20 protein-coding genes are annotated in these 26,027 nt (G+C 70.5%); 7 read left to right on the plus strand and 13 right to left on the minus strand.

The features are described 5' to 3' along the window. Nucleotides 1-79: 79 nt before the first annotated feature. From NGJ44_RS12300 to NGJ44_RS12320, 5 genes are all read right to left on the minus strand, one after another. Entirely contained in the window at nt 80-517 is a 438-nt protein-coding gene (locus tag NGJ44_RS12300; protein ID WP_251864080.1) for an NUDIX hydrolase, read from the minus strand. An 11-nt stretch (nt 518-528) separates the two neighbouring features. Continuing rightward, nucleotides 529-1,779 (minus strand): ABC transporter substrate-binding protein, encoded by a 1,251-nt coding sequence (locus NGJ44_RS12305; RefSeq protein ID WP_053246264.1) that lies wholly within the window; start codon nt 1,777-1,779, stop codon nt 529-531. A 114-nt stretch (nt 1,780-1,893) separates the two neighbouring features. Next, entirely contained in the window at nt 1,894-2,637 is a 744-nt protein-coding gene (locus NGJ44_RS12310; protein WP_251864081.1) for a GntR family transcriptional regulator, read from the minus strand. A 15-nt stretch (nt 2,638-2,652) separates the two neighbouring features. Beyond that, on the minus strand, nt 2,653-4,254 hold the full coding sequence (locus NGJ44_RS12315; protein ID WP_251864082.1) for an AMP-binding protein: 1,602 nt from the start codon (nt 4,252-4,254) through the stop codon (nt 2,653-2,655). Nucleotides 4,255-4,280: 26 nt separating this feature from the next. Next, nucleotides 4,281-5,315, minus strand: a complete 1,035-nt coding sequence (locus NGJ44_RS12320) for a cyclase family protein (protein ID WP_053246262.1) — start codon at nt 5,313-5,315, stop codon at nt 4,281-4,283. 107 nt (nt 5,316-5,422) lie between these two features. Between NGJ44_RS12320 and NGJ44_RS12325 the strand changes: the two genes are divergently transcribed. Genes NGJ44_RS12325 through NGJ44_RS12335 form a run of 3 tightly spaced genes read left to right on the plus strand, consistent with a single transcriptional unit; the run spans nt 5,423 to nt 7,872 of the window. After that, entirely contained in the window at nt 5,423-6,427 is a 1,005-nt protein-coding gene (locus tag NGJ44_RS12325) for a Bug family tripartite tricarboxylate transporter substrate binding protein (protein ID WP_053246261.1), read from the plus strand. Continuing rightward, entirely contained in the window at nt 6,424-7,146 is a 723-nt protein-coding gene (locus NGJ44_RS12330) for an SDR family oxidoreductase (protein ID WP_053246260.1), read from the plus strand. Before NGJ44_RS12325 ends, NGJ44_RS12330 begins: the two co-directional genes overlap by 4 nt. Nucleotides 7,147-7,197: 51 nt before the next feature. After that, a complete protein-coding gene (locus NGJ44_RS12335; RefSeq protein WP_251864083.1) occupies nt 7,198-7,872 on the plus strand; it encodes a DJ-1/PfpI family protein in 675 nt (224 codons plus the stop codon). Here the strand turns inward: NGJ44_RS12335 and NGJ44_RS12340 are convergent, their stop codons facing one another. After that, complete coding sequence (locus NGJ44_RS12340; protein WP_251864084.1) at nt 7,873-9,756, minus strand: ABC transporter ATP-binding protein; 1,884 nt, start codon at nt 9,754-9,756, stop codon at nt 7,873-7,875. It abuts the gene before it with no gap. Nucleotides 9,757-10,114: 358 nt separating this feature from the next. Further along, the gene (locus NGJ44_RS12345; protein ID WP_251864085.1) at nt 10,115-11,065 is read right to left on the minus strand and encodes a LysR family transcriptional regulator; all 951 of its coding nucleotides are present in this window, start codon (nt 11,063-11,065) and stop codon (nt 10,115-10,117) included. A gap of 137 nt (nt 11,066-11,202) precedes the next feature. On the opposite strand from NGJ44_RS12345, the gene NGJ44_RS12350 reads away from it, so the two are divergent. Continuing rightward, nucleotides 11,203-13,779, plus strand: coding sequence for a penicillin G acylase (locus NGJ44_RS12350; protein ID WP_251864086.1), 2,577 nt, complete (start codon nt 11,203-11,205; stop codon nt 13,777-13,779). A 10-nt stretch (nt 13,780-13,789) separates the two neighbouring features. Here the strand turns inward: NGJ44_RS12350 and NGJ44_RS12355 are convergent, their stop codons facing one another. After that, the gene (locus NGJ44_RS12355; RefSeq protein WP_251864087.1) at nt 13,790-17,368 is read right to left on the minus strand and encodes an ABC transporter ATP-binding protein/permease; all 3,579 of its coding nucleotides are present in this window, start codon (nt 17,366-17,368) and stop codon (nt 13,790-13,792) included. Nucleotides 17,369-17,484: 116 nt separating this feature from the next. On the opposite strand from NGJ44_RS12355, the gene NGJ44_RS12360 reads away from it, so the two are divergent. After that, nucleotides 17,485-18,453 carry a LysR substrate-binding domain-containing protein gene (locus NGJ44_RS12360; protein ID WP_251864088.1) on the plus strand — a complete coding sequence of 323 codons (969 nt, stop codon included), beginning with the start codon at nt 17,485-17,487 and terminating at the stop codon, nt 18,451-18,453. 63 nt (nt 18,454-18,516) lie between these two features. Here the strand turns inward: NGJ44_RS12360 and hutG are convergent, their stop codons facing one another. Next, a complete protein-coding gene (gene hutG / locus NGJ44_RS12365; protein WP_251864089.1) occupies nt 18,517-19,323 on the minus strand; it encodes an N-formylglutamate deformylase in 807 nt (268 codons plus the stop codon). 230 nt (nt 19,324-19,553) lie between these two features. Between hutG and NGJ44_RS12370 the strand changes: the two genes are divergently transcribed. Continuing rightward, nucleotides 19,554-20,156 carry a hypothetical protein gene (locus NGJ44_RS12370; RefSeq protein ID WP_251864090.1) on the plus strand — a complete coding sequence of 201 codons (603 nt, stop codon included), beginning with the start codon at nt 19,554-19,556 and terminating at the stop codon, nt 20,154-20,156. 79 nt (nt 20,157-20,235) lie between these two features. Here the strand turns inward: NGJ44_RS12370 and NGJ44_RS12375 are convergent, their stop codons facing one another. Both NGJ44_RS12375 and NGJ44_RS12380 read right to left on the minus strand, forming a co-directional pair. Next, nucleotides 20,236-21,732 (minus strand): M81 family metallopeptidase, encoded by a 1,497-nt coding sequence (locus tag NGJ44_RS12375; protein ID WP_251864091.1) that lies wholly within the window; start codon nt 21,730-21,732, stop codon nt 20,236-20,238. Nucleotides 21,733-21,737: 5 nt separating this feature from the next. Continuing rightward, on the minus strand, nt 21,738-23,051 hold the full coding sequence (locus NGJ44_RS12380; RefSeq protein ID WP_251864092.1) for an MFS transporter: 1,314 nt from the start codon (nt 23,049-23,051) through the stop codon (nt 21,738-21,740). Nucleotides 23,052-23,207: 156 nt separating this feature from the next. Here NGJ44_RS12380 and NGJ44_RS12385 point away from each other — a divergent pair, with 156 nt between their 5' ends. Then, nucleotides 23,208-24,131, plus strand: coding sequence for a LysR family transcriptional regulator (locus NGJ44_RS12385; protein ID WP_251864093.1), 924 nt, complete (start codon nt 23,208-23,210; stop codon nt 24,129-24,131). A 34-nt stretch (nt 24,132-24,165) separates the two neighbouring features. On the opposite strand, the gene NGJ44_RS12390 is transcribed toward NGJ44_RS12385, so the two are convergent. Together NGJ44_RS12390 and NGJ44_RS12395 are read right to left on the minus strand one after the other, a co-directional pair. Continuing rightward, entirely contained in the window at nt 24,166-25,152 is a 987-nt protein-coding gene (locus NGJ44_RS12390; protein ID WP_251864094.1) for a transketolase family protein, read from the minus strand. Beyond that, the gene (locus NGJ44_RS12395) at nt 25,149-26,018 is read right to left on the minus strand and encodes a transketolase (RefSeq protein ID WP_251864095.1); all 870 of its coding nucleotides are present in this window, start codon (nt 26,016-26,018) and stop codon (nt 25,149-25,151) included. Before NGJ44_RS12395 ends, NGJ44_RS12390 begins: the two co-directional genes overlap by 4 nt. Nucleotides 26,019-26,027: the final 9 nt, after the last annotated feature.

Here is a 26,027-nt window from a genome sequence, read left to right on the forward strand (position 1 = left end):
CCGGAAAAGAATGAGGTCCAGGTCGGCTGGGCTACACCTTACTTCATTCGTTTCCGGAAATGGGCGCGCCGGCGCGGCTTCAGGCGGCGTCGAGCAGCGCGGCCGCGCGCCGCGCCAGGCCGGCCACGCCCAGGCTCGTGGCCAGGGCATGGCGGTCGAGATCGGCCAGAGGCGTCCAGCGGGCTTGCAGCGCGTCGTCGCCCGCCCTGGGCTCGCCCGACACCCAGCGGCAGGCGACGGCGATCAGCACGTAGTGCCGGCGCAGCCGGCCGGCGTCGTCGAGGTCGCGCACGTCCATCGCGTCGAAAACGGCCAGGGCCCGGGCCCGCACGCCGGTTTCTTCCTCCAGCTCGCGCAGCGCGGCGGCGCGCACGTCTTCGCCCCAATGGATCTTGCCGCCCGGAAAGGCCCATTTTCCCTGGTCCGGCGGATGCGCGCGCCGCACCAGCAGCACCTGCCCGTTGCGCACGACGGCGGCAATGGTGGCGGGAATGGGGTAGAGCGGCGCGGCTTCCATGGGGCGCGGTCCTAGTGCTTGACCAGCGGGCAGCTCGAGCGCGACAGGGGCATGAAGGCCTGGTCGCCCGGCAGCGTCGCCACCAGCTTGTAGTAGTCCCAGGGCCGCCTGGACTCCGACGGCTTTTTCACCTCGAAGAGGTACATGTCGTGCACCATGCGGCCGTCCTCGCGGATGCGGCCGTTGGGGGCGAAGAAGTCGTGGATGGGCATGGCCTTCATTTGCTTCATGACGGCGGCGGTTTCGTCCGTGCCGGCCGCCTGCACCGCTTTCAGGTAATGCATGACGGAGGAGTAGGTGCCGGCCTGGCTCATGTTGGGCATTTTCTTGAGCTTGTCATAGTAGCGCTGCGACCATGCCCGGGTCTGGTCGTTCATGTCCCAGTAGAACGCCTCGGTCAGGGTGAGGCCCTGGGTGGCTTCCAGGCCGATGGCATGGATGTCGTTGATGTACAGCAGCAGGCCGGCCATTTTCTGTCCGCCCTTGGTGAGGCCGAACTCGCTGGCGGCCTTGATGGCGTTGACGGTGTCGCCGCCGGCGTTGGCCAGGCCGATGATCTGGGCCTTGCTCGCCTGGGCCTGCAGCAGGTACGAGGCGAAATCGCTGGCGCCCATGGGGTGCCGCGAGGCGCCCAGCACCTTGCCGCCGTGCTGCTCGATGACCTCGGTGGCCGAAGCCTGCAGCGTGTGCCCGAAAGCATAGTCGGCCGTCAGGAAATACCAGGTCTTGCCGCCATGCTCCACGTTGGCGCGCGCCGTGGTGTTGGCCAGCGACCAGGTGTCGTAGGTGTAGTGGACCGAATACGGCGAGCACAAGTCGTTGGTGATGCGCTCGGTGCCGGGCCCGCTGAACATCACGATTTTCTTCTTCTCGCGCGCCACTTCCAGCACGGCCAGGGCCGGCGCGGAACCGGCCACGTCCATGATGGCGTCCAGGTGCTGCGTGTCGAACCACTCGCGCGCCTTGGCCGAGGCGAGGTCGGCCTTGTTCTGGTGATCGACGGTAAGCAATTCGATCTTCTTGCCGAGCACGGCGCCGCCGAAATCGGCGATGGCCATCTCGGCGGCCGTGACGCTGCCCTTGCCGGTCACGTCGGCGTAGACGCCGCTCATGTCCAGAATCAGGCCCAGCCGCACCACGTCATCGGAAATCGCGGGCGCGGGCTGTGCGTGGGCGGGCAGGGCCGGCAGGGCGGCCAGGGACAGGACGGCGAGGGTGCTGCGTAACGGCTGCGAAATCCGGGGCTTCTTTCGATGAAACATGGCTTGTCTCCCGTTATGCGGATTTATGGTTCGAAGCGGCGGTTGCTGCGGCATGTCGCAAATGACGATGGCGGGCGGCGGTCTCCTGGGTAGTGGAAAAGAAAAGGGGCGGGTTCAGCGGTCCGACAGCAGGTCGAACTCCATGCGCACCTTGCGGAACGGGAACTCGAGGCGGGCGTAGTACACCACCCGGCCGTCGATGCAGGCGTAGCGGCGGATCTCGGCCACCGGCGAGGACACCGGAATGCCCAGCGATTCGGCGGACTCCTGGCCGGCCTCGATCACGTTGAGCACCTGCCTGGCCTCGCTGATGCGCGCGCCGTAGTATTGGTCGAGCACCGGCGCCACGGTGCTTTTCTGCATGCGGGCGCGATGCTTGCGGAAGAGCCCGCTGTCGATGAACACCTCGCTGTAGCAGAAGGGGCCGGCCTGCGCGGTGTGGACGCGGCGCAGGTACTGGAAGCGGCCGTCGCGCCGCGCCGCGCAGGGCATGCCCAGCGTGTCGGGCAGCGGCGAGTCCGCGCTCGATTCCACCAGCGCCACGGTGCCGAGCTGGTTGCTGAGTTCCACGGTTTCGGCCCAGGTCTTGGGAATGAGCAGCGTGGGGGTTTCGGGCAGCGCCGCGTTGACGAAAGTGCCCGAGCCGCGTGAGCGGCGGATCAGGCCGTCTTCTTCCAGCATGCCCAGCGCCTGGCGCACCGTGGCGCGCGAAATGCCGTAGGTCTGCGTCAGCGACTCCAGCGGCGGAATCTGCTGTCCCGGCTTCCACGTCCGGTTCTGGATGTGGCTGCGGAACAAAGCGGCCGCCTGCAGATACAGGGGCTGGGGGCTGTGCGAGAAGAGTTTGCGCGCGGACATGGAAAAGGCCGGGGGTCAGGGCGAGGCCGCCAGCATAGCCTCGGCCATCTCGCGCAGTCTATGTTTCTGGATCTTGACCGAGTTGGCGCTTTCCACGGAAGGGAACGCCTGCAGCGCCGAGAAGCCCGCGGGCACCTTGAAGCCGGCCATGGCCGCCTTGCAGGCGGCCGTCCAGCCGGCCGGATCGGGCTGGGCGCCGTCGTGCAGCAGCACGAAAGCATAGGGCACGGTCTTGCCCTGCTTCATGGCGCCCACCACCTGGCAGGCGCGCACGCCGGGCAGCGATTCCACCACCTGCTCGATCTCCACCGGGTTCACCAGGAAGCCCGCCAGGCGCAGGGAATCGCCCATGCGGGTCTGGAACACGAACTGGCGCGGCGAGAGCGTGTAGCCCAGATCTCCCGTCTTGAAATAGCCATCCTCGGTGCAGGCGGCCGCCGTGGCTTCGGGGTTGTCCAGATAGCCCAGCATCAGGCTGGGCGAGAGGATTTCGATTTCGCCCGATTCGCCGTGCGGCAGGATCTGGCCGGTGGCCGGATCGCGCGCGCGCACGCGGGCCTCGGGGTAGATGAGCGTGCCGCCCGGCAGGTAGCGGGCGGCGGTGTCGCCTTCGGCCGGCGTGCGCGGCTGGGCGGCCACCAGCGCGATCAGCTCGCTGGACCCGTACAGCCCGGTCAGCGGCACGCGGGCGTCGCGGGCCAGGTCCAGCAGGTTGTCCAGTGCCGGCGTGAAGCTGGCGAATCCGAACAGCCGGGCCGAGGAGAAATCGTCCGGGCCGGCGGCGGCCTGCATCATGCCGACCAGCGCCTCGTTGTTGGCGTAGGTGTGCGTGACCCGATGGCGCTTGACCGCCCGCGCCGCGCCGGCGGCGTCGAACACCGGCTCGCACGCGACCGGCACGCCGGCCGCCAGGCCGCCCGCCAGCGTGGCGAAGCCGAAGGCGCCGCAGAACGGCGCGCTGGCGAGCACGCAGGCATCGTCGCTGTAGCCGTAGGCCCGCGCGATGGCGTCGCCGTGCGCGAGCAGGGTGCGCTGGTCGTGCAGTACGAACTTGGGCTTGGAGGTGGTGCCGGACGTGGTGAAGCACAGCACGCCGGCGTTGGGCGCGGCCGCGGGCGGCTGCTGCGGGGCGCGCAGCAGCTCGTCATAGCGATAGGCCGGCAGGCCGTGCGCCTGCGGCAAGGGCGCGCCTCCCTGTTCGTCCACCGCCACCAGTCCGCGCAGCCGGCCCAGGCGTTCCGGCGGCACGCCGTTGAGAATGCCGGTGAAATCAATGGCCTTGAAGCCCGGCCAATAGATCAGCCAGTCGGCCCGGCCCCGGCCGAGAATGTCCGCCAGTTCGAGGGCGCGGAACCGCGTGTTCACGGCCAGCGCCAGCGCGCCCAGGTGCGCGCAGGCCAGGAAGGATTCCACCCAGGCCGCGCAGTTGGGCAGCCACAGCGCCACGCGGTGGCCGGACCCGACGCCCAGGCTGGCCAGCCCCGCGGCCAGCGCGCGGCTGCGGCCGAACAGCGCGGCGCGGCTCAGGGGGCGGTCGCGGTCGATGAGGGCGACGGCGTCGGGGCGGCTGGCCGCCAGCGCGGCCAGGCGCTCGGAAAACGTATCGGAGTCGGACATGGAAGGCATGGAAAGACAGGAAAAAATCAGACCGTGGCGATGGGCGTGACGGGCGAGCCCACCGCGCCGGGCATGCGCAGCGGGGGTGCGGTGAGCAGGAAGCGGGAGCGTCCGTTGGCATGCAGCCAGTCGGCCAGCTCTTTCAGGTACCAGAGCTCGGCCAACGGCACGCCCAGCTTGAACAGGCAGTGGTGATGCAGCGGCAGCACGGAATGCGAGGAGCCCGCGCCGCGGGCCGGATAGGCTTCCACGGCGTAGTTGTCGGCGCAGATGGCGGCCACTCCCGAATCGGTGATCCATTGCAGCAAGGCGGGGTCGGAGCCGTCGAGCACCGCGCCGGTCTGCTCCAGCGCGTGCGCGTCCGGCTCGCCGTTCATCGCCAGCACGGCCTCGGCGAACCCGGTGCGCAACACGAGCATGTCGCCCGGCTCCACCACCGCGCCCTGGGCGCGCATGGCCGTCTGCAGGCCGGCATGGTCCACCACGGTGCGGCCCGGGCCGAACGCGCGCTCCAGGTCCACCAGCACGCCGCGGCCCTGCATGCCCTTCTCGGCGTAGCGGTTGATGCCGAGCCGGCGGGCATACGAGCGGCCAGGCGGGCAGCACGCGTCGCCGCCCGCATCTGCGCCGCCCAGCACGTCCACCCCGGCCGCGTAGCCGTTGTAATACACGCGGCGGGGTTCGCCGTCGCCCTGGATGTCGAACAGCGCGCCCACGTGGCACAGGCCGTCCCATTGGGTGGAGTACTGCATCGACAGGGTGACCTGGTCGTCCGACAGCACGTCCACCGCGCCCGGCTGCACGGCCGACATGGCGAAATTGAGATAAGGCGTGCCCTCGCGCGTGGTGGGCGCGAGAATGGGCGCGTGGCGGCGGGGGTTGAGCACGTTGCCGCCCGGCAGGTCCAGCGGCAGCGACAGGCAGAACGCCTGTCCGGCGCGCACCTCGCGCACGCCCTGCAGCACTTTCTCGGGCGTGAGCAGGTTGAGGCGGCCGATCTCGTCGTCGGGGCCGAAATCGCCCCAGGTGGAGCCTTCGGGGCGGTGTTTCCAGCGTTTCATCGGATTGTCTCCTCGAGGGTTTTCGTGTTCATATGAATATAGTACGTATTTACGTACTTTTAGAACAGCATAAATCCGCCGCAGCGGATCCGACAAGGAGACAGTCCATGAAGCATTTCCCGCACCCGCTGGCCGGCCGCCGCCGGCTGGCGGCGGCCCTGGCCGCCACGCTCGGCCTGCTGGCCCTGTCCGGCGCGCACGCGGCAGGCTATCCGGAGCATCCCGTCACCGTGGTGGTGCCGTATCCGCCGGGCGGCGGCGCCGACATCTTCGGCCGGGCCATCGCGCACGCCATGGAGCCCGGCCTGAAGCAGACCGTGCTGGTGGAAAACAAGCCCGGCGCGGGCGGCAACGTCGGCATGGCCTACGTGGCGCGCGCCAAGGCCGACGGCTACACGCTGGGCCTGGGCACCATCGGCACCCAGACCATCAACCAGTTCCTCTACAGCAACATGGCGTTCGACCCGGAGCACGACCTGGTCCCGATCGCCCTGGTGTCCACCACGCCCAACGTGATCGCCGTCAGCGCCAAGTCGCCCTACAAGACGGTGGCCGACATCATCGAGGCCGCGCGTGCCGCCAAGGAGAAAAAGCTCACCTATGCCTCGCCGGGCGTGGGCTCCTCGGTGCATCTCACGGGCGCGTATTTCGAGGCCATGGCGGGCATTCCGCTGCTGCACGTGCCGTTCAAGGGCACCTCGGCGTCGTTGCCGGCGGTGGCGGGCGGGCAGGTGGACCTGCTGTTCGACAACCTGCCCGGGTCGCTGGCGCAGATCAAGGACGGCAAGCTGGTGCGCGGCGTGGCCGTTACGTCCGCCCAGCGCGACCCGTCCGTGCCCGACCTGCCCACGGTGGCCGAATCGGGCCTGCCCGGGTTCGACGTCACTGCATGGTTCGCGCTGTACGCACCGCGCAGCACGCCGGCGCCGGTGGTGAAGCAGCTCATCGAGGCGGCGCGCGGCGGCCTGCGCGATCCGGCGCTGGCGGCGAGCTTCGCCACCATGGGCGCCAAGCCGGGCACGCTGTTCGGCGACGACCTGGCCGCCTTCGAGCGCGCGGAGCGCAAGAAGTGGGGGCAGCTCATCAAAGACAAGGGGATCACCGCGCAATGAACAAGCCTACCGCTCTGGTCACGGGCGCAAGCCGCGGCATCGGCCGCGCCATCGCGGCGCGGCTCCTGGCCGACGGTTTCGACGTGGTCAATTTCAGCCGTACGCCGCCCGCCGATCCGATGCCGGGCGAAACCTTCCGCCCGGTGGACCTGAGCGACACCGAGGCCGCCGCGGCGGCGGCCCGGGAGCTGGCCGCCAGCCGTCAGGTGCTGCACCTGGTCAACAACGCCGGCCTGATCCGCGTGGCGCCGCTGGCGGACGCAAGCCCGGCCGACATGGCGCACACGCTGGCGCTCAATCTGATCGCGCCCATGGTGCTGGCGCAGGCGCTGCTGCCGGCCATGCGCGCCGCGCGCTTCGGACGCATCGTCAATATCGGCAGCCGCGCCGGCCTGGGCAAGCCGGGGCGCACCGCCTACGGCGCGTCCAAGGCCGGGCTGGCCGGCATGTCGCGCACCTGGGCGCTGGAGCTGGCGGCCGACGGCATCACCGTCAACACGGTGGCGCCGGGCCCGGTGGCCACGGAGCTGTTCAACCAGTCCAATCCGCCCGGCGATCCGCGCACGCTGGCGCTGGAAGCGGCCATTCCCGTGGGCAGGGTGGGGCGGCCGGAGGAGGTGGCGCACGCGGTGGCCATGTTCCTGCACCGCGACGCGGGCTTCATCACGGGCCAGCTTCTGTACGTCTGCGGCGGCGTTTCCGCGGGCTCGGCGGGTTGAGCCGCGCGGGTCGCGCTATGCTGCAAGCCTGTGCCTTGAAGGAGGGTTGCGATGCAGGTGAACATAGTGCTGTTCGAGGGGCTGACCCAGCTCGACATGACAGGGCCCTACGAAGTGCTGGCCGCCGCGCCGGGCTTCACCGTGGACCTGGTGGCCAAGACGCGCGAGCCCGTGCGTTCCGACCGTGGGCTGGCCTTCGTGCCGACCCGCACGCTGGACGACGCGCCGCCCTGTGACCTGCTGGTGGTGCCGGGCGGGCCGGGCACCGACGCGGCGCTGCTCGATCCCGATTGGGTGGCGTTCACGCGCAGGCAGGCGCTGGCGGCGCGTCATGTCTTCGGCATCTGCACCGGCTCGCTGTTGCTGGGGGCGGCCGGGCTGCTCAAGGGCCGCCGCGCTTCCACGCACTGGCGCGCGCGCGAGCTGCTGGCGGCCTTCGGCGCCACGCCCAGCGACGAGCGCCTGTGCGTGGACGGCAACTTCTATACCGCGGGCGGCGTCACTTCGGGCATCGACATGGCGCTCAAGGTGGTGGCCGACCTGTGCGGCCTGGAGACGGCGCAGCTCATCCAGCTCCAGATCGAATACGACCCCAAACCGCCGTTTCCGGGCGGCACGCCGCACACGTCGGAGCCGGCCATCGTGCAGCGGTACCTTGCCCGTTCGGCCGAGCGCCATGCGCGGCGCGCGGCCGCCGTGCAGCGGGCGACCGCCGCCATGCCCTGATCAGGTTGCGGCCGGCTCAGGCGCGGCCGGCTCAGGCGCGGCCCGCGCCGGATCGCCGGCCCCGTCGTCCAGGAACTCGCCGCGGTCCAGGCCCTTGGTGAGTTCCAGCGCCTGGCGTTCGAAGAGCCGGCGGTACAGCCCGCCGCGCAGCCGGATGAGGTGCTCGTGGCTGCCTTCCTCGACCACACGGCCGCGGTCCATGACCAGCAGCCGGTCGAGCGCGCGCACCGTGGACAGGCGGTGCGCCACCACCAGCGTGGTGCGGCCCACCATCAGCCTGTCCATGGCCTGTTGGATCAGCACTTCGCTTTCGCTGTCCAGGCTGGAGGTGGCCTCGTCCAGGATGAGGATGGGCGCGTCCGCGAGGAAAGCGCGCGCGATGGCCACGCGCTGGCGCTCGCCGCCCGACAGTTTCACGCCGCGCTCGCCCACCAGCGTGTCGTAGCCGCGCGGCAGCGCCATGATGAAGTCGTGGGCGCTGGCGAGCCGCGCCGCCTGCTCGATTTCCGCCTGGGTGGCGCCGGGCCTGCCGTAGGCGATGTTCTCGGCCAGCGTGCGGTGAAACAGCACCGGCTCTTGCTGCACGATGGCGATCTGGCTGCGCAGCGAGGCCTGGCGCACCTGGGCGATGTCCTGCCCGTCGATCGCGATGCGCCCGCCGTTCACGTCATACAGACGCTGGATCAGCTTGATGAACGTGGTCTTGCCCGAGCCGGAATGGCCCACCAGCCCCACGCGTTCGCCTGGCGCGATGCGCACCGAGAAATCGCGGTACAGCGGCTGTTCATGGTTGCCGTAGCGGAAATCCACGTGCTCGAAGCGGATTTCGCCCCGGGGCACGCGCAGCTCGCCCGCGCCGGGCCGGTCTTCCACGCCCAGCTTCTGCGCGTCCAGGTCCACCAGCTCTTCCATGTCGTTGACCGAACGCTGCAGGTTGCGGATGTGCATGCCCACGTCGCGCAGGTAGCCCTGCAGCATGAAGAACATGGTGAGCGCGAAGGTGATGTCGCCCACGCTGGCCTGTCGGCGCGACCACAGCAGCAGCGCGGCGCCCACCATGGCGGCCTGCATGGCCGCCAGCATGGCGCCCTGGATGCCGCCGTTGACCGTGCCGCGCACCCAGGTGCGCCGCGTCCGCAGCCGCCACTTGCGCACCACGCGCTCCAGCCGCGCTTCTTCGCGCGTTTCCGCGCCGAAAGCCTTGACCACGGCATTGCAGCTCACGGCGTCGGCCAGCGCGCCGCCCATGCGGGTGTCCCAGGCATTGCCCAGGCGCGCCGCCGGCGCTACATAGGTGAGCGACAGCGTGGTGGTGACGGCGATGTACAGCACCGAGCCCAGTCCCACCACCAGGCCCATTACCGGCCAATGCAGGCCGAGCATGACCGTCGCGCCCACCAGCATCGCGACCGAGGGCAGCAGGGCGATGAGCAGCGTGTCGTTCAGCAGGTCGACCGCCCACATGCCGCGGGTGATCTTGCGCACGGTCGAACCGGCGAAGCTGTTGGCGTGCCAGTCCGTGGAGAACCGCTGCACGCGGTGAAACGCATGCGAAACGATGCCGTTCATCATCTTGAGCGTGAAGCCGATGATGCTCTGGAACATGGCCTGGCGCAGCAGGGTGCCGCCCACGCCCAGCGCGATCAGCGCCCAGAAGGCGTGCATGGCCATGGTCCAGGCCCGCCCATCGTCGGCGGCGCCGGAGGCCACGGCGTCGATCAGCCGGCCGGCGAACATCGGCGTCAGCACGTCGGCCAGCGCGCCCAGCAGCGCCAGGCCGATGATGAGGCCGGCGCGCGCGGGCTGGCGTCCCCAGTGGCGGAAGGTGTAGAGCAGGACATTCCTGAATGTCTGTCCTCGGGAGTTTTTCTTGTCGTGAACCATAGGCCTAAGCCCGGCGCGCGGCGCGCAGGCTTCCTTGTGGGAAAAAACGGAAACGGCCCGGGCGCAAGGCGCGGGCGACGGCTTAAGGGGTCGGGATCGGGCGCGGCGGACCGCGCGCGGAAGCTAGAAAACGCTTCTGCGGCGTGTCCGCGCGGGCAACGGCAACTTAATGGCGTTGCGGGGATACGCGCGGGACGGCGGTAAACGGATACATCATGACGCCTCCCTTGCTGTGGATGTTGGGGAACATGGGCGAAGGCCCGAATTGCCGATTCTATAGAAATGGGGTAGGCGAATCAATGCGGCTGTAGGGTTTTTCCAACCATCGCCTGTGGCGCGGGGCGAGGATCAACGCGCCCTAGCGTGGCTGACGGGAAGAGCGGCCGCGTCCGCCGGGCCGGAACGCCGAGAATTCCGCCCAGCGGGCCTGGGCAAACGCGTACAGCGCGTCCTGCGCGGGCATGGGGGTGCGGCCCGCGAGCCGCGCCAGCGCATAGTGTCCCTGGCGCTGCGGGTCGCGCGCCAGCGGCACCTGCGCCAGCAGGCCGGCTTCCTGCTGGCTGCGGGTGACGCAGAGCACGCCCAGGAGCAGGGTGTCGGTGCGCAGCGCCACGTCCACGAGCGCATCGAGGTTTTCGCAGCGCAGCGTCACCATCTGGTCGGGCGCGCCGGCCGGGCCCAGGGTCTCGGCCAGGCGCAGCGAGACTTCGGGGCTGAGGGTGGACGAGGCCACGGGATAGCGCCTGACATGCTCGATGCCGGGCCGCCGCTGCGCCAGGATGGGGTGGCCCGGCCGGCACACGAGGCCCGCGCGCAGCGGCGGCAGGGCGCGCGTCTCCAGGTCGGAGGCGTCGTACAGCATGCGCGCATCGCACACCATGGCGTCGATGCGCTCGGCGCGCAGCAGCTCCAGCAGGGCTTGCGTGGCGCCCAGTTCCACCCCCACCCGCACCTGCGGATGGCGTTCGGCCATGTGCGCCAGAAAGGGCGCCAGCAGCAGCGACGCCGGAGCCGGGCTGAAACCCACCGAGAGCCGGCCCGACTCGCCGCCCTGCAGGTTGCGCAGTTCGCGCAGCAGCTCGGTTTCCTCGTAGCGCATGCGGCGGGCGCGCTCGACCGCGCAAGCCCCGTATGCCGTGAGGCGCGGCCTGCCGGAACCGCGATCCAGCAACGGCAGCCCGGCCTCGGCTTCCAGCGCCTGGATGCTGCGGCTGAGCGCGGGCTGCGACAGGTTCACCGCTTCGGCCGCGCGCGAGAACGTGCCGTGCTCCACCACCGCGAGCAGATGCTTGAGTTTTTGGAAATCCATGTGCCGGGTGCATGAAAAGCATGAAATAAATGCATTGGAATTATAGAAGGCCGCTTCGTATCATGGCCAGCGGACGGCGCGCACGTGCCCGCCGCCCGCCGCGCCCGGCGCGGACCAGAAGAAACGGAGAGAGACACATGAAGCAGCAGTTGTTGTCCGCCGCGCTGTGCGCGGCGGTATCGCTGGCGGCCGCGCCCGGCGCCGTCCAGGCCCGGGAAAACGCCGGTCCGGCGGCATCGGCGGGCGCGCCCGCCGGCCTGGCGCAGGGCCGGGTCACGATCCGCCGCGACGAGTACGGCATGCCCCACGTCTACGCCGGCACCGTGTATGGACTGTTCTATGGCTATGGCTACGCCGTGGCCCAGGACCGGCTGTTCCAGATGGAGATGGCGCGCCGCAGCACGCAGGGCCGGGTCGCGGAAGTGCTGGGCCCCTCGATGGTGGCCTTCGACAAGTCCATTCGGGGCAATTTCTCGCCCGAGCGCATCCGGCGCCAGCTCGCCGCGCTGGCGCCGGCCGACCGGCAGATCCTGGACGGCTACGCCGCCGGCATGAACGCCTGGATCGCGCGCGTGCGCGCCGAGCCCGGCCGGTTGATGCCCAAGGAGTTCAACGACCTGCAATTCGCGCCTGCCGACTGGACCGCCTACGACGTGGCCATGGTCTTCGTGGGCACCATGGCCAACCGCTTCTCGGACGCCAATAGCGAAATCGACAACCTGGCGCTGCTCACCGCCCTCAGGGACCGCCATGGCGAGGACGAAGGCATGCGGATCTTCAACCAGCTTCGCTGGCTGACCGACAGCCGCGCGCCGACCACCGTGCCCGAGGAAGAGGGCGTCTACCGGCCCGGCGCGGCCGAGCCGCCGCGCCGGCTGTCGTATTCGCTGCCGCGTTACGACGGCGTGCCGCCCATGCTCGAACGGGTGGCGCGCGACGCGCGCACGCGCGGCGTGGTGGACGCGCCGCCCGCCCAGGCGCGCGCGCTGGTGCTGGCGCAATACGCGCAATCGGGGCAGCCTGGCATCGCCGGTTTTCCCACCACCAGCAATGTGTGGATCGTGGGGCGCGACCATGCGCGCGGCGCGCGTTCCATCCTGCTCAACGGCCCGCAGTTCGGCTGGTGGAATCCCGCCTACACCTACGGCATCGGCCTGCACGGCGCGGGCTTCGACGTGGCGGGCAACACGCCCTTCGCCTATCCCGCGATCCTGTTCGGCCACAACGCGCACGTGACCTGGGGTTCCACCGCCGGCTTCGGCGACGACGTGGACATCTACGCCGAGAAGCTCGACCCTGCCGACCGCACGCGCTACTGGCACAACGGCCGGTGGAAGACCATGGAAAAGCGCACCGAGCTCATCGCGGTCAAGGGCGCCGAGCCGGTGCTCATGGACGTGTACCGCACGGCGCACGGCATCGTGGCGAAGTTCGACGACAGCCGGCACGTGGCCTACGCCAAGGCGCGCGCCTGGGAGGGCTACGAACTGCAATCGCTGATCGCCTGGACGCGCAAGGCGCAGTCGGGCAACTGGGAGCAGTGGAAGCGGCAAGCCGCGCGCCACGCGCTCACCATCAACTGGTACTACGCCGACGACCGCGGCAACATCGGCTACGCGCACACCGGCTTCTATCCGCGGCGCAAGCCCGGCCACGACCCGCGCCTGCCCGTACCCGGCACGGGTGAAATGGACTGGGACGGCATCCTGCCTTTCTCCACCAATCCACAGGTCTACAACCCGCGCCAGGGCTTTATCGCCAACTGGAACAACCAGCCCATGCGCGGCTATCCGTCCACCGATCTGTTCGCCATCGTGTGGGGCCAGGCCGATCGCTATGCCGAAATCGAGAGCCGGCTGAAAGCCATGACGGCCGACGGCGGCAAAGTGAGCCCGCAGCAGATGTGGGATCTCATCCGCACCACCAGCTATGCCGACGTGAACCGCCGCCACTTCCTGCCGTTCCTGCAGCGCGCGGTGGCGGGCCTGCCCGCCGGCGACGAGCGGGCGCGCCTGGTGGCCGCGCTGGCGGCCTGGGACGGCATGAACACCAGCGAGCGCGAGCCGGGCTACTACGACAACGCCGGGCCGGCGGTGATGGACGCCTGGCTGCGCGCCATGCTCGAGCGCACGCTGGCCGACGAAATGCCCGCCGATTTCTTCAAGTGGTACAGCGCCACCGGCTATCCCACGCCCGAGGCCCCGGCCAGCGGTTCGCTCAATCTGACCGCCGGCGCCAAGATCCTGTACAACGCGCTGGCGGGCCAGGCGTCCGGCGTGCCGCAACGCTACGATTTCTTCAATGGCGAGCGGCCGGAGGCGGTGACGCTGGCGGCGCTGGACGATGCCCTGGCCGCCCTGAAGCAGCGGCTGGGCGCCGACATGGCGGCCTGGAAGGCGCCGGCCGCGCCGCTGGTGTTCACGCCCAAGAACTTCCTCGGCGTTCCGCAGGCCGATGCGGCCGCGGTGCTGCGCTTTCATGCCACCCAGAACCGGGGCACCGAAAACAACATGACCGTCTTCGATGGCCGGTCGGTGCGCGCGGTGGATGTGGTGGCGCCGGGGCAGAGCGGCTTCGTGGCGCCGGACGGCGCGCCGTCGCCGCATGCGCGCGACCAGTTCGACCTCTATACCGGCTTCGGCAGCAAGCGCGTGTGGTTCACCGATGCCGAGGTGCGCGCCCACACGCGCACCGAGGAGCATCTGCGCTATTGAGGCTCCCGCCTCACGGCGGCACGCCGGCGGCGGGGCGGGCCGCCGCCTGGCGGCTCGCCAGCCGGGCATAGACGCCCCGGCGCCGCAGCAGTTGCTCGTGCGTGCCCGCCTCGGCGAGCCGTCCCTGGTCCAGCACCAGGATCAGGTCGGCATCGCGGATGGTGGACAGGCGGTGCGCGATGATCAGGGTGGTGCGATGCCGCATCAATGTGTCCAGGGCCTGGCGCACCTGCATTTCGGACAGCGTGTCCAGGTGCGAGGTGGCTTCGTCCAGGATGAGCACGGGCGCGTTCTTGAGGAAAGCGCGCGCGATGGCGATGCGCTGGCGCTGGCCGCCCGAGAGCTGCACGCCGCGTTCGCCCACCGGCGTGGCCAGCCCCTGCGGCAGGCTGCGCACGACATCTTCCAGCGCGGCTTGCGCGATCGCCCGCCGCAGCGCTTCGGGGCTGGCCTCCGGGCGCGCGAGCCGGATGTTGTTCTCCAGCGTGTCGTTGAAGAGATAGGTGTCCTGGCTCACCAGCGCCACCCGTTCGCGCAGGCTGTCCAGCGCCAGGTCGCGCAGGTCCGCGCCCGCCAGCCGCACCGCGCCCCGGCGCGGATCCCAGAACCGCAGCAACAGGCTGGCCACCGTGCTCTTGCCCGCGCCCGATGCGCCCACCAGCGCCACGGTGGCGCCGGCCGGCGCCGAGAAACTCAGGTCGCGCAGCGTGTCGCCATGCGCGCCGGGATAGGCGAAGCTCACGCGCTCGAATGCCAGCGACAGGCCCTGGGCCCCATGCGGCGCGGACAGCGGGCCGTCGCCCACGGGTTCGGGCTCGTGGCTCACCACGTGCAGCCGCCGCGTGGCCGCGACCGTGTCCGCGAGCTGGCGGCTGACTTGCGAAATCTCCGACACCGGCAGGAACGTCGCCAGCGCGACCAGCACGAGCAGGGGCAGCATGCCCGCCGGTAGGGTGCCGGCGCTCACCTGCAGCGCGCCCGTTGCCGCCACCGCCAGCCCGCCCAGACCGGCCGCGGCTTCGAGCCAGGCGTTCTGGCGCGACAGGTCGCGCAGGATGTCCAGGCGCTGGCGCTGGTATTCCTGCGCCACGCGCAGGAACTCGGCGCGCCGTCGCCCCGTGGCCTGGAAGGCGGTCAGGTCGGCCAGGCCCTGGATGGTGTCGGCGGCGTGCGCGCTCAGTTCGCCCAGCGCCTGGCGCGCCTGCGCGCCCAGCGCGTCGATGCGGCGGCGGCCCCGCACGGGCGAGAGCAGGGCGTGGGCCAGGAAGGGCAGCAGCGCCAGCGCCACCGGCCAGTCGTAATAGATGAGAAAACCCAGCACGCTGGCCGGCACCAGCACCGACACGATAGCCGGCGCGATGGTGTGGGCGTAGAAGTACTCCACCATTTCCACGTCCTGCGTGGCCAGCGCCACCAGATCGCCCGAGCGCCGCTGCAGCAGGTAGGCCGGCGCGAGCCGCTCCAGCTTGTCGTAGAGCTTGACGCGCATGTCCGCCAGCAACTGGTAGGCCATGGCGTGCGCCAGCCAGGATTCCAGCCAGTGGAAGAGCGCCGCCAGCGGCGCCACCGCCAGCAGCGCCGCGATCAGGCCCGAGGCGTCTTCGCCCTCGCGCATGGCGGCCACCACCAGCGCGCTCAGCACGCCCACCCCGATGAACGCCGCCACCCGGCCCACGCCCAGCGCGATGGTGGCGATGAGCGTGCCGCGCCAGGGGCGCACCACGGCCAGCAGCGTGCCCAGCACCCCGCGCCAGCCGACCCGTTCGGCGTCGGCGTTCAGCGCGCGGGGCGGCGGCCGGTCCGCGTGCCGGGCGGCGCTGTCTTCTTCCGGAGCAGGCGCCGCGTCGGGCAGGCCGGGCGCGGCGCCCTGGGCGTGCTCCTGCTCGTGCATGAGCCGGTAGTACAGGCCGCGGGCGCGCATGAGCTCGGCGTGGGAGCCCGATTCCACCACGCGCCCGCCGTCGAGCACCAGGCAGCGGTCCGCGCCGACCACGCTGGCCAGGCGGTGCGCCAGGATGAGCGTGGTGCGTCCCGCCATGAGACGGTCCAGCGCCTGCTGGATCAGCGCCTCGTTCTCGGTGTCTACCGACGAGAGCGCCTCGTCCAGGATCAGGATGGGCGCGTCGCGCAACAGGGCTCGCGCAATGGCCAGGCGCTGCCGCTGCCCGCCCGAAAGGCTGAGGCCGCGCTCGCCGATCCGTGTGGCGTAGCCCTCCGGCAGCGCCATGATGAAGTCGTCCATGTTGGCGGCGCGGGCGGCGGCGCGCAGTTCGTCACGGCTGGCATCGGGGCGGCCCAGGCGCAGATTGTCTTCGATGGTGCCGTGAAACAGCGTCGCGTCCTGGTTCACCAGCGCGATCTGCGACAGCAGCGCATCGGGCGCCAGCGTGTCGATGTCATGGCCGCCGATGCGGATGACGCCGCGCTGCGGCATGCGCTCGCGCAGCAGCAGCCGCACGATGGTGGACTTGCCCGCGCCGCTGGGGCCCACGATGCCCACCCGCTCGCCGGCGCCGATGCGCAGCGTGAGATCCCGGTGGGCCGGGCGCTCCGGCGTATAGGAGAACGCCACGCCGTCGAATTCGATGGAGGGTTCCAGGCGCGCGGGGCGCTCTTGCCCGCCGGGCGCCGGCGTGGCCGGCTCGGCGTCCGTCAGAGCGTGGATGCTCGCCGCGGCCGATTGCCCCAACATGCCCCGATGCAGCACGGCGCGCAGGTCGCGCAGCGGGCGGAAGATTTCCGTGCCCGCCATCAGCACGATGAGCAGCGCCTCCAGGCTCATCTCGCCCGCGCTGACGCGCCAGGCGCCCAGCGCCAGCGCCAGGGCCGCGCCCAGGGCTACGCCCAGGTCGCTGATGCCGCGGGTGAGCAGGCTCACCGACAGCACCCAGAACGTGTGGCGCGACAGTTCGCGCGCCTTGGCGGCGAGCTTGCGGCCCCAGGCCCTGCCCTGGCCGAAGGCCTTCAGCGTGGGCAGGCCCTGCACCGCGTCCAGGAATTCCTCGCCGAAGCGGTCCAGCGCCTGCGAGCGCGCCATGCTGGCCTTGCGGTCGAGACGGTGCACCGCCATGGGCCCGGCCAGGGCAAAGAGGGCGGCTGCCAGGAACACCAGCGCCACCGGCACGTCCCAGCAGGCCATGACCGCGAAAATGGCGAACGGCGCGGCCGCAGAAATGGCGAGCTGGGGCAGGTACTGGCCGAAGAAGGTCTGCAGCTGCTCCACGCCGTCCACCACCGTCAGCATCACGCCGCCGGTGCGCCGCTGGGCGAACCAGGCAGGTCCGAGCGCGACGATGCGGTCGTACAGCCGGCCGCGCAGCGTCTGCTGCACCTGCGCCGCGCAACGGTTGGCGGCCACGGTGCGCCAGTGGTCCAGCGCCGCGCGCAGCAGCACCATCGCCGCCACGCCGGCCGCGGGGGCGAGCCACTCCCGCCAGGGCGCATGGCCGAACACCCGGGCCAGCATCTGCCCCAGGAACACATAGCGCGCAATGCCGGCCCCCAGCGCCAGCAGGCCCAGCGCGATGCCGCCCGCCATGGCGCCGCGCAGGCCCGCCGTCAGCCGCCAGAGTCTGAAATCGAAATACATGAGGTTCTCCCCGGGGCCGCGCACGCCCGCGCGGCTCCCAAGCCCGCATGTTCGGCCAAGCGGCGGTATTGCGAAAGCGATGTTTTTTCAATCCGCCGTTGAGATAAACTCAACCCATGCCCGACCTCCCTTTACGCACGCCGCCCCTGGCGGCCCTGCGCGCCTTCGAGGCGGTGGCCCGGCTGGGCAGCCTGAGCCGCGCCGCCGTTGAGCTCAACGTGACCAAGAGCGCCGTCAGCCACCAGTTGCGCTCGCTCGAGGCCGACCTGGGCGCGGCGCTGCTGCGCCGCGGCGGCACGCTGCGCCGGGCGCAGCTCACCGAGGCCGGCGAACGCCTGCTGTCCTCGGTGCAGCAAGCGCTGGCGCTGCTCGAAACCGCCTGCCGCAACGTGCGGGCCGACGCCGCGCGCAACCGCCGCACCCACACCTTGAACATCTCGGCCAACCCGTCGCTGGCCGCGCTGTGGCTGGCCCCGCGCATCGGGCGCTTCATCGAATTGCATCCCGGCATCGACGTGCAGGTCCACCTGCACGCCAGCCAGGATCCGGCCTGGAAGGCGCAAGACATCGACCTCGCCTTCCTGCACGTGCGCGGCTCCGGGCCGCGCGGCCCGGAGCCGGGCGATATTCCGCTCTTTACCGAAACCGTGGTGCCGGTGTGCAGCGCCGCGCTCGTCGCGCCGGCCGAGCGCGACGATCCGCGCGTCTTCCTGCGCCACCGCTGGCTGGAGGAAAAACACATCGAAAGCCCGGAAACCGACTGGCGCACCTGGGCGGCGCGGCTGGGGCTGGCGCCCGAGGCGCGGCAGGAGCCGCTGGTTTTCAGCGGCCTGAGCACCGTGGTGGCCGCGGCCGCCGCCGGCGTGGGCATTGCCCTGGGCCGCGCGCCGCTCATCGACGAGGAAATCGCCAGCGGCCGGCTGACGCCGCTGGCGCCGCGGCTGCGCATGCCGGGCTCATGGGGCTACGTCATGCGCGTGCGCGCCGACCGTCCGATGCGCCCCGCCTTGCCGGCGCTGGTGGAGTTCCTGGCCGAAGAAGGGCGCAGCCCGGGCGCCTGGCAGGTGGAGACGGAAACGGCCTGAGCGCGCCGCGTCCCGGCCGGGCCGTCCAGGCCGTCCCGCGGCGCATGCCGTCAACGGCGCGCGTCAGCGGCGCGCCAGCGCCCGGACCTGCTCGAACGCCCCGCCCACCATATCCCGCACCACCGGAATGACGCGCTCGGCCAGATCCGGCCGGTAGGCGTAGGGGTAGGTTTCGTCCATATAGGTGGACTGGCACATTTCCAGCTGCACGGCGTGAATGCCGTCCGCCGGCGCGCCGTAATGGCGGGTGATGTATCCGCCCTTGAAGCGGCCGTCGATGGCCCAGGTATAGTCCGGGCAGGCCCGCAGCCGCGCGCGGATCGCGTCCTGCACCTGCGGCGCACAGCTTGCCCCGGCGGACGTGCCGATATTCAGGTCGGGCAGCTTGCCCTCGAAGAGACGCGGCAGCACGCTGGCGATGGAATGCGCCTCCCACAGCAGCACCGCGCCGTGTTCGGCGCGCAGGCGGTCGAGCTCCGCGCGCAGCTGGGCGTGGTAGGGCCGCCAGTACGTTTCCAGCCGGCGCGCGCGTTCGGCGTCGGTGAGCGCGGCCGCGTCGTTGTACAGCGACTCGCCGCGGAAGGTGTACAGCGGGCACAGCCCGGTCTTGGTCTGGCCCGGGTACAGGTCTTCGTCTTCCGGCGAGCGGTTCAGGTCGATGACGTAGCGCGAATAGCGCGCGCCCAGCACCGACGCGCCCAGCGATTCGGCGAAGCGGTACAGCGTATCCAGGTGCCAGTCGGTGTCGCCCGACTGCAGGGCCAGCGGCGTATAGAGCGCACGCAGGTCGTCGGGGATCTGGCTGCCGAGATGGGGAATGGAAATCAGGAGCGGCGCGGTGCCGCGGCTGAAATGGAAAATGGCGCTCAAGACAAAAGACTCCGGGAAGAAAGCGCGGCGCGCGCTTCCATGAACAACACGGGCATGCAACGGACGGGCCGGTGCCTCGCGCCATGATAGCCCAAGCGCCCTGGCGGGCCGCGCTCCCGCCGGTCGACGGGTTTCGTCATGATGATTGACGTACTGTCACAAATGCGCCGGCGCAGGCCGGCGCGGGACACTAGAATTTCGGCCGTCCCAACCCTCACAGCAGGAACATCATGAGCAGAGCAAGCGCGGCCTCCATCGTCATCGTCGCAGGCATGGCCCTGGCGGCCTCGGTCCAGGCGGCCCAGCCCCGGTCGGTCGACGCCCGCACGCTGGATATCGCCGGGGTCAGGACCGGCATGTCCTACGACGAGGCGCTGGCCGCCGCCGCGAGCCACTTCAAGGTCGCGCCCGGCCAGTTCAAGCCGGACCCCCTGCCATCCGAGAACCCGGTCACGCACACCAAGCTGCCCGATTATTTCACCTATGAGCAGGGCGGCATGCGCTTCGCGGTCTACTTCGAAGGCCGCGTGCCCGTGGACAAGCGCCGTCCGCTGGCCGTGTCCATGGTCCGGTACGAGTTGCCCTGGTCGCAGCAGAACTCCCAGGCCATGGCCGAGGCCGCGCTCGCCAAGTACGGCGTGCAATCCAATGCGCCCAACAAGCTCCCCATGCAATGGTGCGAAAAGCCCAGCCCCAACCCCGGCATGGGCTGCGACAGCGACCAGGCCCGGCTCACCCTGAGCCAGGTCAAGATGGAACTCATCGACCCCGCCTGGACTTACGCGCGCATCAGGTTCGTGGAAGCCTCGAAGACGGTCAAGCCGGCATTCTGAGCGCCGGCCCGCGCGGAGGGAAGCCGGGAGAACGCCCGGGCCGGCGGCCGGTGGAACCGGAAGGCCCGGGCCGGTGCCGTCAGGCGGGCGCGAACGGCTCGCCCATCGGCCGGGTGCGGATGCCCGGCCGCAACCGCGTCCAGGGCAGGTCGGCGCTGTCGGCCTGCATGGGGCCGGGCGCCTTGGCCACCAGCACTTCTTCCGCGATGGGCTGGAAGTCCGCGCGGAAATGCACCGAGCTTTTCACGACCACGATCTTCATCTGCTCAGGATGCACGTTGCCGGTGCGAAAGAGGTTGCGGTCCAGCATCTGCGACTTGCCCGAGCTCACCACCACCCGCACGCCGCCCGTGCGCAGGCAGGCCACGGGCCCCACATTGGCCTGCACGCCGTGCATCATGGGGCCGTCGAAGCGGCATTTGCCGTCGCCCAGATGCTCCACCACGAACTCCCCGCGCAGCGGCGCATCGCCCGGCACGCCCGATCTGCCGCCCAGCGCCAGCGCGACGCGGCTGCCCACGCCGGCGCGCATTGCCTCGCGCACTGCGTCCGGGTCCCACAGCAGCCCCAGCGCCGCGTCCTGCGCATCGGCCTCGATCAGGGCGCGCAGCATGCCGGTGGTGTTGGAGTCGCCGCCCGCGCCCGGGTTGTCCTGGGTGTCGGCGATGACCACGGGCCGGCCGGCCCCGCGCGCGATTTCCTGCGCCTGGCGCACCGCCTCGTCCGGTGCGAGGAACGGCACGGCCCACTGCGGCTCGGCCCTGACCGTCAGTTCGTACAGTTCGGCCACTGCCCGTTCCAGCCGGCCGACGTCCACGCCATGGCCCCACACCACCGGCCCGCATTCCGGAAAATCCGCGGCCGGAAAACCCGGCGCGTACGACAGCGAGGCCAGCCCCGCGTCGCGCTCCAGCGTCGCGAGCGCCTCGTAGACGGACCTGGCCGGCTCCAGCATCGTGCACATGCCATTGATGGGAATCAGGAAGGGCAGGCGCAGCGCGTGCGTGCGCAGCGCGCCGCCGGCCCGCACGGCATCGATCAGCAGGCGGTACGCGCGCTCGCCGGTTTCCGCCATGTCCACGTGCGGATAGCTGCGGTAGGCCACCAGCGCCGTGGCTTCGCGCAGCATGGCGGCCGTGACGTTGGCATGCAGGTCCAGGCTCGCCACGATGGGCACGGCGCGTCCGATGGCGGCGCGCAGACGCGTCAGCAGCTCGCCTTCGCCGTCGTCGCTGTCCACCGTGACCATGGCGCCGTGCAGGTCCAGGTAGATGGCGTCGTAGCGGCGGGTGCGGGCGGCTTCCACGATCTCGCCCGCGATGCGCTCGAACGCCTCGCGCGTCACATGCGCAGAAGGGCTGGCCGCCGCCCAGATCACGGGCTCGAGCTGGTGGCCGTCTGCCCGCGCCGTGCGGATGAAGCCTCCCGCCGGGATGTTGACGTCGGCATAGGCCAGCACGTCGGCGCCGCGCGCCATGGCCGGGAACCCCTCGCCGTTGACGAAATTTGCGTAATCGGCCCGGGTGGGCGCGAACGTGTTGGTTTCGTGCTGGAAACCGGCAACCAGTATCTTCATGGCATTCATCCTTGGACGCGGGCATGCCGCGTGAAAAGCAGGGGCAGCACGCCGGCGGCGAGCAGGGCGGCGATGGCGTACAGGCCGGCGTCGAGCGAGTGCGTGGCCGACTTCGCCCAGCCGATCAGCGCCGGGCTGACGAAGCCGCCCAGCAGCCCGATGCTGTTGATGAGCGCGATGCCGCCGGCAGCGGCCGCGCCTTTCAGGTGTTGCGAGGGCACGGCCCAGAATACCGTGTACGCGCCCCACATCAGCGCCGTGGCGAGAACGAGCAGCGTCATGGAAACGGAAAAGTGCTGGGGCAGGGCGAGCGCGCCCGCCAGCGCGGCGCCGGCAGCCAGGGCTGCGCCCACCACGTGCCAGCGGCGCTCGCGCAGCCGGTCGGAACTGCGCGACAGCGCAAACATCGCCGCCATCGCGGCGAGATACGGCGCGGCCGACCAGATGCCGATTTCCATGGTGTCGCGCACGCCCGCGGCCTGCAGCATCGTGGGCAGCCAGAAGCTCACCGCGTAGATGCCGCTGATCAGGCAGAAATAAGGGATGGCGAGCGCGTAGATGCCGGGGTCGCGCAGCACGTCGCGAAACGAGTGCGTGGCCTGGGCGGCATGGCGCGGCTGCAGGTCCGCGGCAAGCAGCTCGCGCTCGCGCGGCGCGAGCCAGCGCGCCTCGTCCGGCTTGTCGGCCAGGCACAGGAACGCCGCCACGCCCAGGGCCACGCAGGGCAGACCCTCCACCAGGAACATCCATTGCCAGCCTTCCATGCCGTGCGCGCCGCTGAACCGCGTCATGATCCACGCCGACAGCGGGCCGCCCAGCATGCCGCCGATCGGGCCGGCGCACATCACCACCGCCATCACCGTCGCCATGCGCTTGCCGGAGTACCAATAGGTCAGGTAGAAAATCATGCCCGGCGCGAAGCCGGCCTCGAACACGCCCAGCAGGAAACGCAGCGCATAAAAGCTGTACTCGCCGCGCACGAACAGCATGCAGGCCGAGGTCAGGCCCCACAGGATCATGATGCGGCAGATCGTCCTGCGCGCGCCGATGCGCACCAGCAGCAGGTTGCTGGGAATCTCGAAGAGCACATAGCCCAGGAAGAAAATGCCGGCTCCCAGGCCATAGGCGGCATCGGACAGCCCCACGTCGGCCTGCATCTGCAGCTTCGCAAAGCCGATATTGACGCGGTCCAGGTAGGCGAAGGTGTAGCAGAGCAGCAGCAGCGGCAACAGGCGCCAGCTGATCTTGCGATAGACCGAATCGAGGTCGGCGGATGCCGGCGCACCGCAGGCGCGGGCGGACGTGGCGCTCAAACTCATGCAAGTTTCCCTTTGTGATTGTCGGGCCCGTGGCCCTGATGGCATTGCACGCAGCAGGCGCCATGCTCGCAGACCATGGTGTTGTAGACAACAACCGTTTTCATCACTTATCGTTCGCTTTTGAGCAACGCACGCGCACCCCGGCGCGGCCCCGCCATGAAGGATCTCAACCAGACCCGGCTGCGCTACATGCACGAGGTCATCGTTTGCGGCTCGATACGCGGCGCGGCCGAAAAACTGGACATGTCGCCCTCGGTCATCAGCCGCCAGATCCAGTTGCTGGAAAAAGAAATCGGCCTGCCGCTCTTCGAGCGGCGTCCGCGCGGCCTGGCGCCCACCGATGCGGCCGAGATGCTGGAGGAATTCCTGCGCGGCTACCGCGCCCAGCGCGAACACCTGGAAACCCGCCTGCAGGAGCTGCGCGGCATGCGGCGCGGCTACGTGGAAATCAGCATGAGCGAGGGCATGATCGAGGCGCTGATGACCCATGCGCTGGGCCCTTACTGCAAGGAGTTTCCCCACATCCGCGTGGCCATCAATACCGCCTCGGTGGACGAGGTGGTCGAAGCCGTGCGCACCGACCGCGCCCACATCGGCCTGGCCTTCAATCCGCCCGTGCATCCCGAAGTGCGCGTGCGCGCGCGGCACATCATTCCGGTCGGCGCCCTGGTGCGCGCCGACCACCCGCTCGCGCGCAAGGGCCGGGCCATCGCGGTGAAGGAGCTCGTCAAGTATCCCCTGGCGCTGATGACGCTGCCCTACGGCCTGCGCCGCATCGTGGACATGCTGGAATTCAGCGAAAAGATCCACCTGTCGCCGGCCCTGACCACCAACTCGCTGGCCGTGCTGCGCCAGTACGCCCTGAGCGGAGCCGGCGCCGTGCTCATGGCCGACATCGGCCAGCCTCCCGAGGCGGCCGGCGGGGCGCTGGTGCACGTGCCCATCGACCACCCGCTGTTGCGGCAGACCGAAATGCAGCTGATGGTGCGCCTGGGCCGGCCCTTGTCCACCGCCGCCGCCGAACTGCTGCGCAGGATCGAGCTGCGTTTGCCGCTATTCAAGGGCACGTCCGGGCAATGAGGGCGGCGCCAGGGCGGCCGGGGCGCCGCGCGGCTCAAGCGTCAGCGCGTCCGCCGGCCGAGCTCGCTTTCAGGGCGAGGAAGGCTTCCACGACCGCGGGCGCGTCCAGGCCGAACTCGCGCATGAGGTAGGGCGTGCTGGCGCCGTAGGCGAAGCGGTCGGGCACGCCGATGCGTTTGAAGCGCACGGCCCGGCCGCTTTCCGCAATGGCCTCGGCGACTGCCGCGCCCAGGCCGCCGATGACGGAGTGGTTTTCGATGGTGAGCACCGTGCCGGCTTCCAGCACGTGCGCCAGCAGTTCCTCGGGCAGGGGCTTGAGCCGCGTGACGGCGATTACGCCCACGTCCAGCCCGCGCTCTTGCAGTTGCCCGGCGGCGGCCTGGGCGGCGGGCACGCTCAGGCCGCAGGCCAGCAGCAGGCCGTCGCGCCCGGCGCGCAGCCGGGCGAGGCCGTTGGCCGCCGGAATGCCGGCCTTGCCGGCGCCGCCGCCCGCGCGGGCCAGCCGCAGATAGACCGGCCCTTCGTGCGCCAGCGCCTCGGCCACCGCCTGGGCCGTCTGGCCCGGCGCCGGCTCGATGATGCGCATGTTCGGCAGGGCGCGCATGAGGGCAATGTCGTCGATGGCCTGGTGGCTCACGCCCAGCAGGGTGTCCAGGCCGGGAATGAAGCCGACCAGCTTGGCGTTGAGATTCGGGTAGGCGAGCTGCATCGCCACCTGGTCATACGCGCGCCGCGTCGCGAAAACGCTGAAGGTGTGGACGAAAGGAATGCAGCCGCAGCGCGCCATGCCGCCGGCCATGCCGACCATGTTGGCCTCGGCGATGCCGGCCTGGAAGAACTGCGCCGGCAGCGCGTCGCGGATGAGATCGGTCTCGGTGGGGCCGCTCAGGTCGGCCGTCAGGGCAACGATGCGGGGATCGCGCCGGGCCGCCTCCAGCAGGGCCTGTCCGTAGGGCTTGGGCGTCGCGGCATTGCCGGAGCGGTCGGTGAAATCGTTGACGGTCAGCATAGGGCTGCTCATTGTTGTGCCTCCAGCGCGTCGAGTTCCTCCAGCGCCAGCCGCGCCGCTTCCGCGGGCAGGCGCAGATTGTGGCCGAGTATGCCCTCCAGGGAAGGCGCGCCCTTGCCGACCAGGGTGCGCGCAATAATGCACTGCGGCTGCCCGCGGACGGCCCGCGCCTGCGCCAGGGCCTGCAGGATGGCGGCGATGTCGTTGCCGTCGATGTCCTGCACGTGCCAGCCGAAGGCGCGCCATTTGTCGGCCAGCGGTTCGTGCGGCTGGACCTGGTCCACGTGGCCCTCCACCTGCATGTTGTTCGCGTCGATGATCAGGCAGAGCCGGTCCAGCTTCCAGTTGCCGGCCGCAAGCGCGGCTTCCCAGACCTGGCCTTCCTGCAATTCGCCGTCGCCCAGCATGACGTAGACCCGGCTGTCGCGCCCCGGGCTGTCGCGCCCCGCACGCTGCATGGCGGCGGCCATGCCCACGCCGACGGACAGGCCCTGGCCCAGCGAGCCGCAGGTGGCCTCGATCATGGGGCCGAGCCGTTCGGATGCGTTGATTTCCAGCGGCGAGCCGTCGGCGCAGTACGTGTCGAGCTGCGCCGGCGGGAAATAGCCGCGCGCCGCCAGCGTGGCGTAGAAGATGGCGGTGTTGTGCGCCGTGGACAGGATGAAGCGATCGCGCAGCGGCCAGCCGGGCGCGTCCGGCTGCTCGCGCATCTCGGCGAAATACAGCACGGCGAAGAGATCGGCGGCCCCCAGGCCCTGCTGCACATAGCCCTGGCCCGTGCGGGCCACCATGCGCACGACCTGCTTGCGCAGCGTATGCGCGATGCGGCCGAGTCCGGCGATGTCGCGGGTGGGGGCGAAAGAGAGCGGTGCTTCCATGGAAGTTCC

The organism is Achromobacter sp. Marseille-Q4962, assembly GCF_943737005.1.
Lineage (GTDB): Bacteria > Pseudomonadota > Gammaproteobacteria > Burkholderiales > Burkholderiaceae_B > Achromobacter.

Coding starts and splice junctions, on each gene's coding strand:
- NGJ44_RS12300 (WP_251864080.1), bottom strand. CDS start 517: ATGGAAGCCGCGCCGCTCTACCCCATTCCCGCCACCATTGCCGCCGTC.
- NGJ44_RS12305 (WP_053246264.1), bottom strand. CDS start 1,779: ATGTTTCATCGAAAGAAGCCCCGGATTTCGCAGCCGTTACGCAGCACC.
- NGJ44_RS12310 (WP_251864081.1), bottom strand. CDS start 2,637: ATGTCCGCGCGCAAACTCTTCTCGCACAGCCCCCAGCCCCTGTATCTG.
- NGJ44_RS12315 (WP_251864082.1), bottom strand. CDS start 4,254: ATGTCCGACTCCGATACGTTTTCCGAGCGCCTGGCCGCGCTGGCGGCC.
- NGJ44_RS12320 (WP_053246262.1), bottom strand. CDS start 5,315: ATGAAACGCTGGAAACACCGCCCCGAAGGCTCCACCTGGGGCGATTTC.
- NGJ44_RS12325 (WP_053246261.1), top strand. CDS start 5,423: ATGAAGCATTTCCCGCACCCGCTGGCCGGCCGCCGCCGGCTGGCGGCG.
- NGJ44_RS12330 (WP_053246260.1), top strand. CDS start 6,424: ATGAACAAGCCTACCGCTCTGGTCACGGGCGCAAGCCGCGGCATCGGC.
- NGJ44_RS12335 (WP_251864083.1), top strand. CDS start 7,198: ATGCAGGTGAACATAGTGCTGTTCGAGGGGCTGACCCAGCTCGACATG.
- NGJ44_RS12340 (WP_251864084.1), bottom strand. CDS start 9,756: ATGGTTCACGACAAGAAAAACTCCCGAGGACAGACATTCAGGAATGTC.
- NGJ44_RS12345 (WP_251864085.1), bottom strand. CDS start 11,065: ATGGATTTCCAAAAACTCAAGCATCTGCTCGCGGTGGTGGAGCACGGC.
- NGJ44_RS12350 (WP_251864086.1), top strand. CDS start 11,203: ATGAAGCAGCAGTTGTTGTCCGCCGCGCTGTGCGCGGCGGTATCGCTG.
- NGJ44_RS12355 (WP_251864087.1), bottom strand. CDS start 17,368: ATGTATTTCGATTTCAGACTCTGGCGGCTGACGGCGGGCCTGCGCGGC.
- NGJ44_RS12360 (WP_251864088.1), top strand. CDS start 17,485: ATGCCCGACCTCCCTTTACGCACGCCGCCCCTGGCGGCCCTGCGCGCC.
- NGJ44_RS12370 (WP_251864090.1), top strand. CDS start 19,554: ATGAGCAGAGCAAGCGCGGCCTCCATCGTCATCGTCGCAGGCATGGCC.
- NGJ44_RS12375 (WP_251864091.1), bottom strand. CDS start 21,732: ATGAAGATACTGGTTGCCGGTTTCCAGCACGAAACCAACACGTTCGCG.
- NGJ44_RS12380 (WP_251864092.1), bottom strand. CDS start 23,051: ATGAGTTTGAGCGCCACGTCCGCCCGCGCCTGCGGTGCGCCGGCATCC.
- NGJ44_RS12385 (WP_251864093.1), top strand. CDS start 23,208: ATGAAGGATCTCAACCAGACCCGGCTGCGCTACATGCACGAGGTCATC.
- NGJ44_RS12390 (WP_251864094.1), bottom strand. CDS start 25,152: ATGAGCAGCCCTATGCTGACCGTCAACGATTTCACCGACCGCTCCGGC.
- NGJ44_RS12395 (WP_251864095.1), bottom strand. CDS start 26,018: ATGGAAGCACCGCTCTCTTTCGCCCCCACCCGCGACATCGCCGGACTC.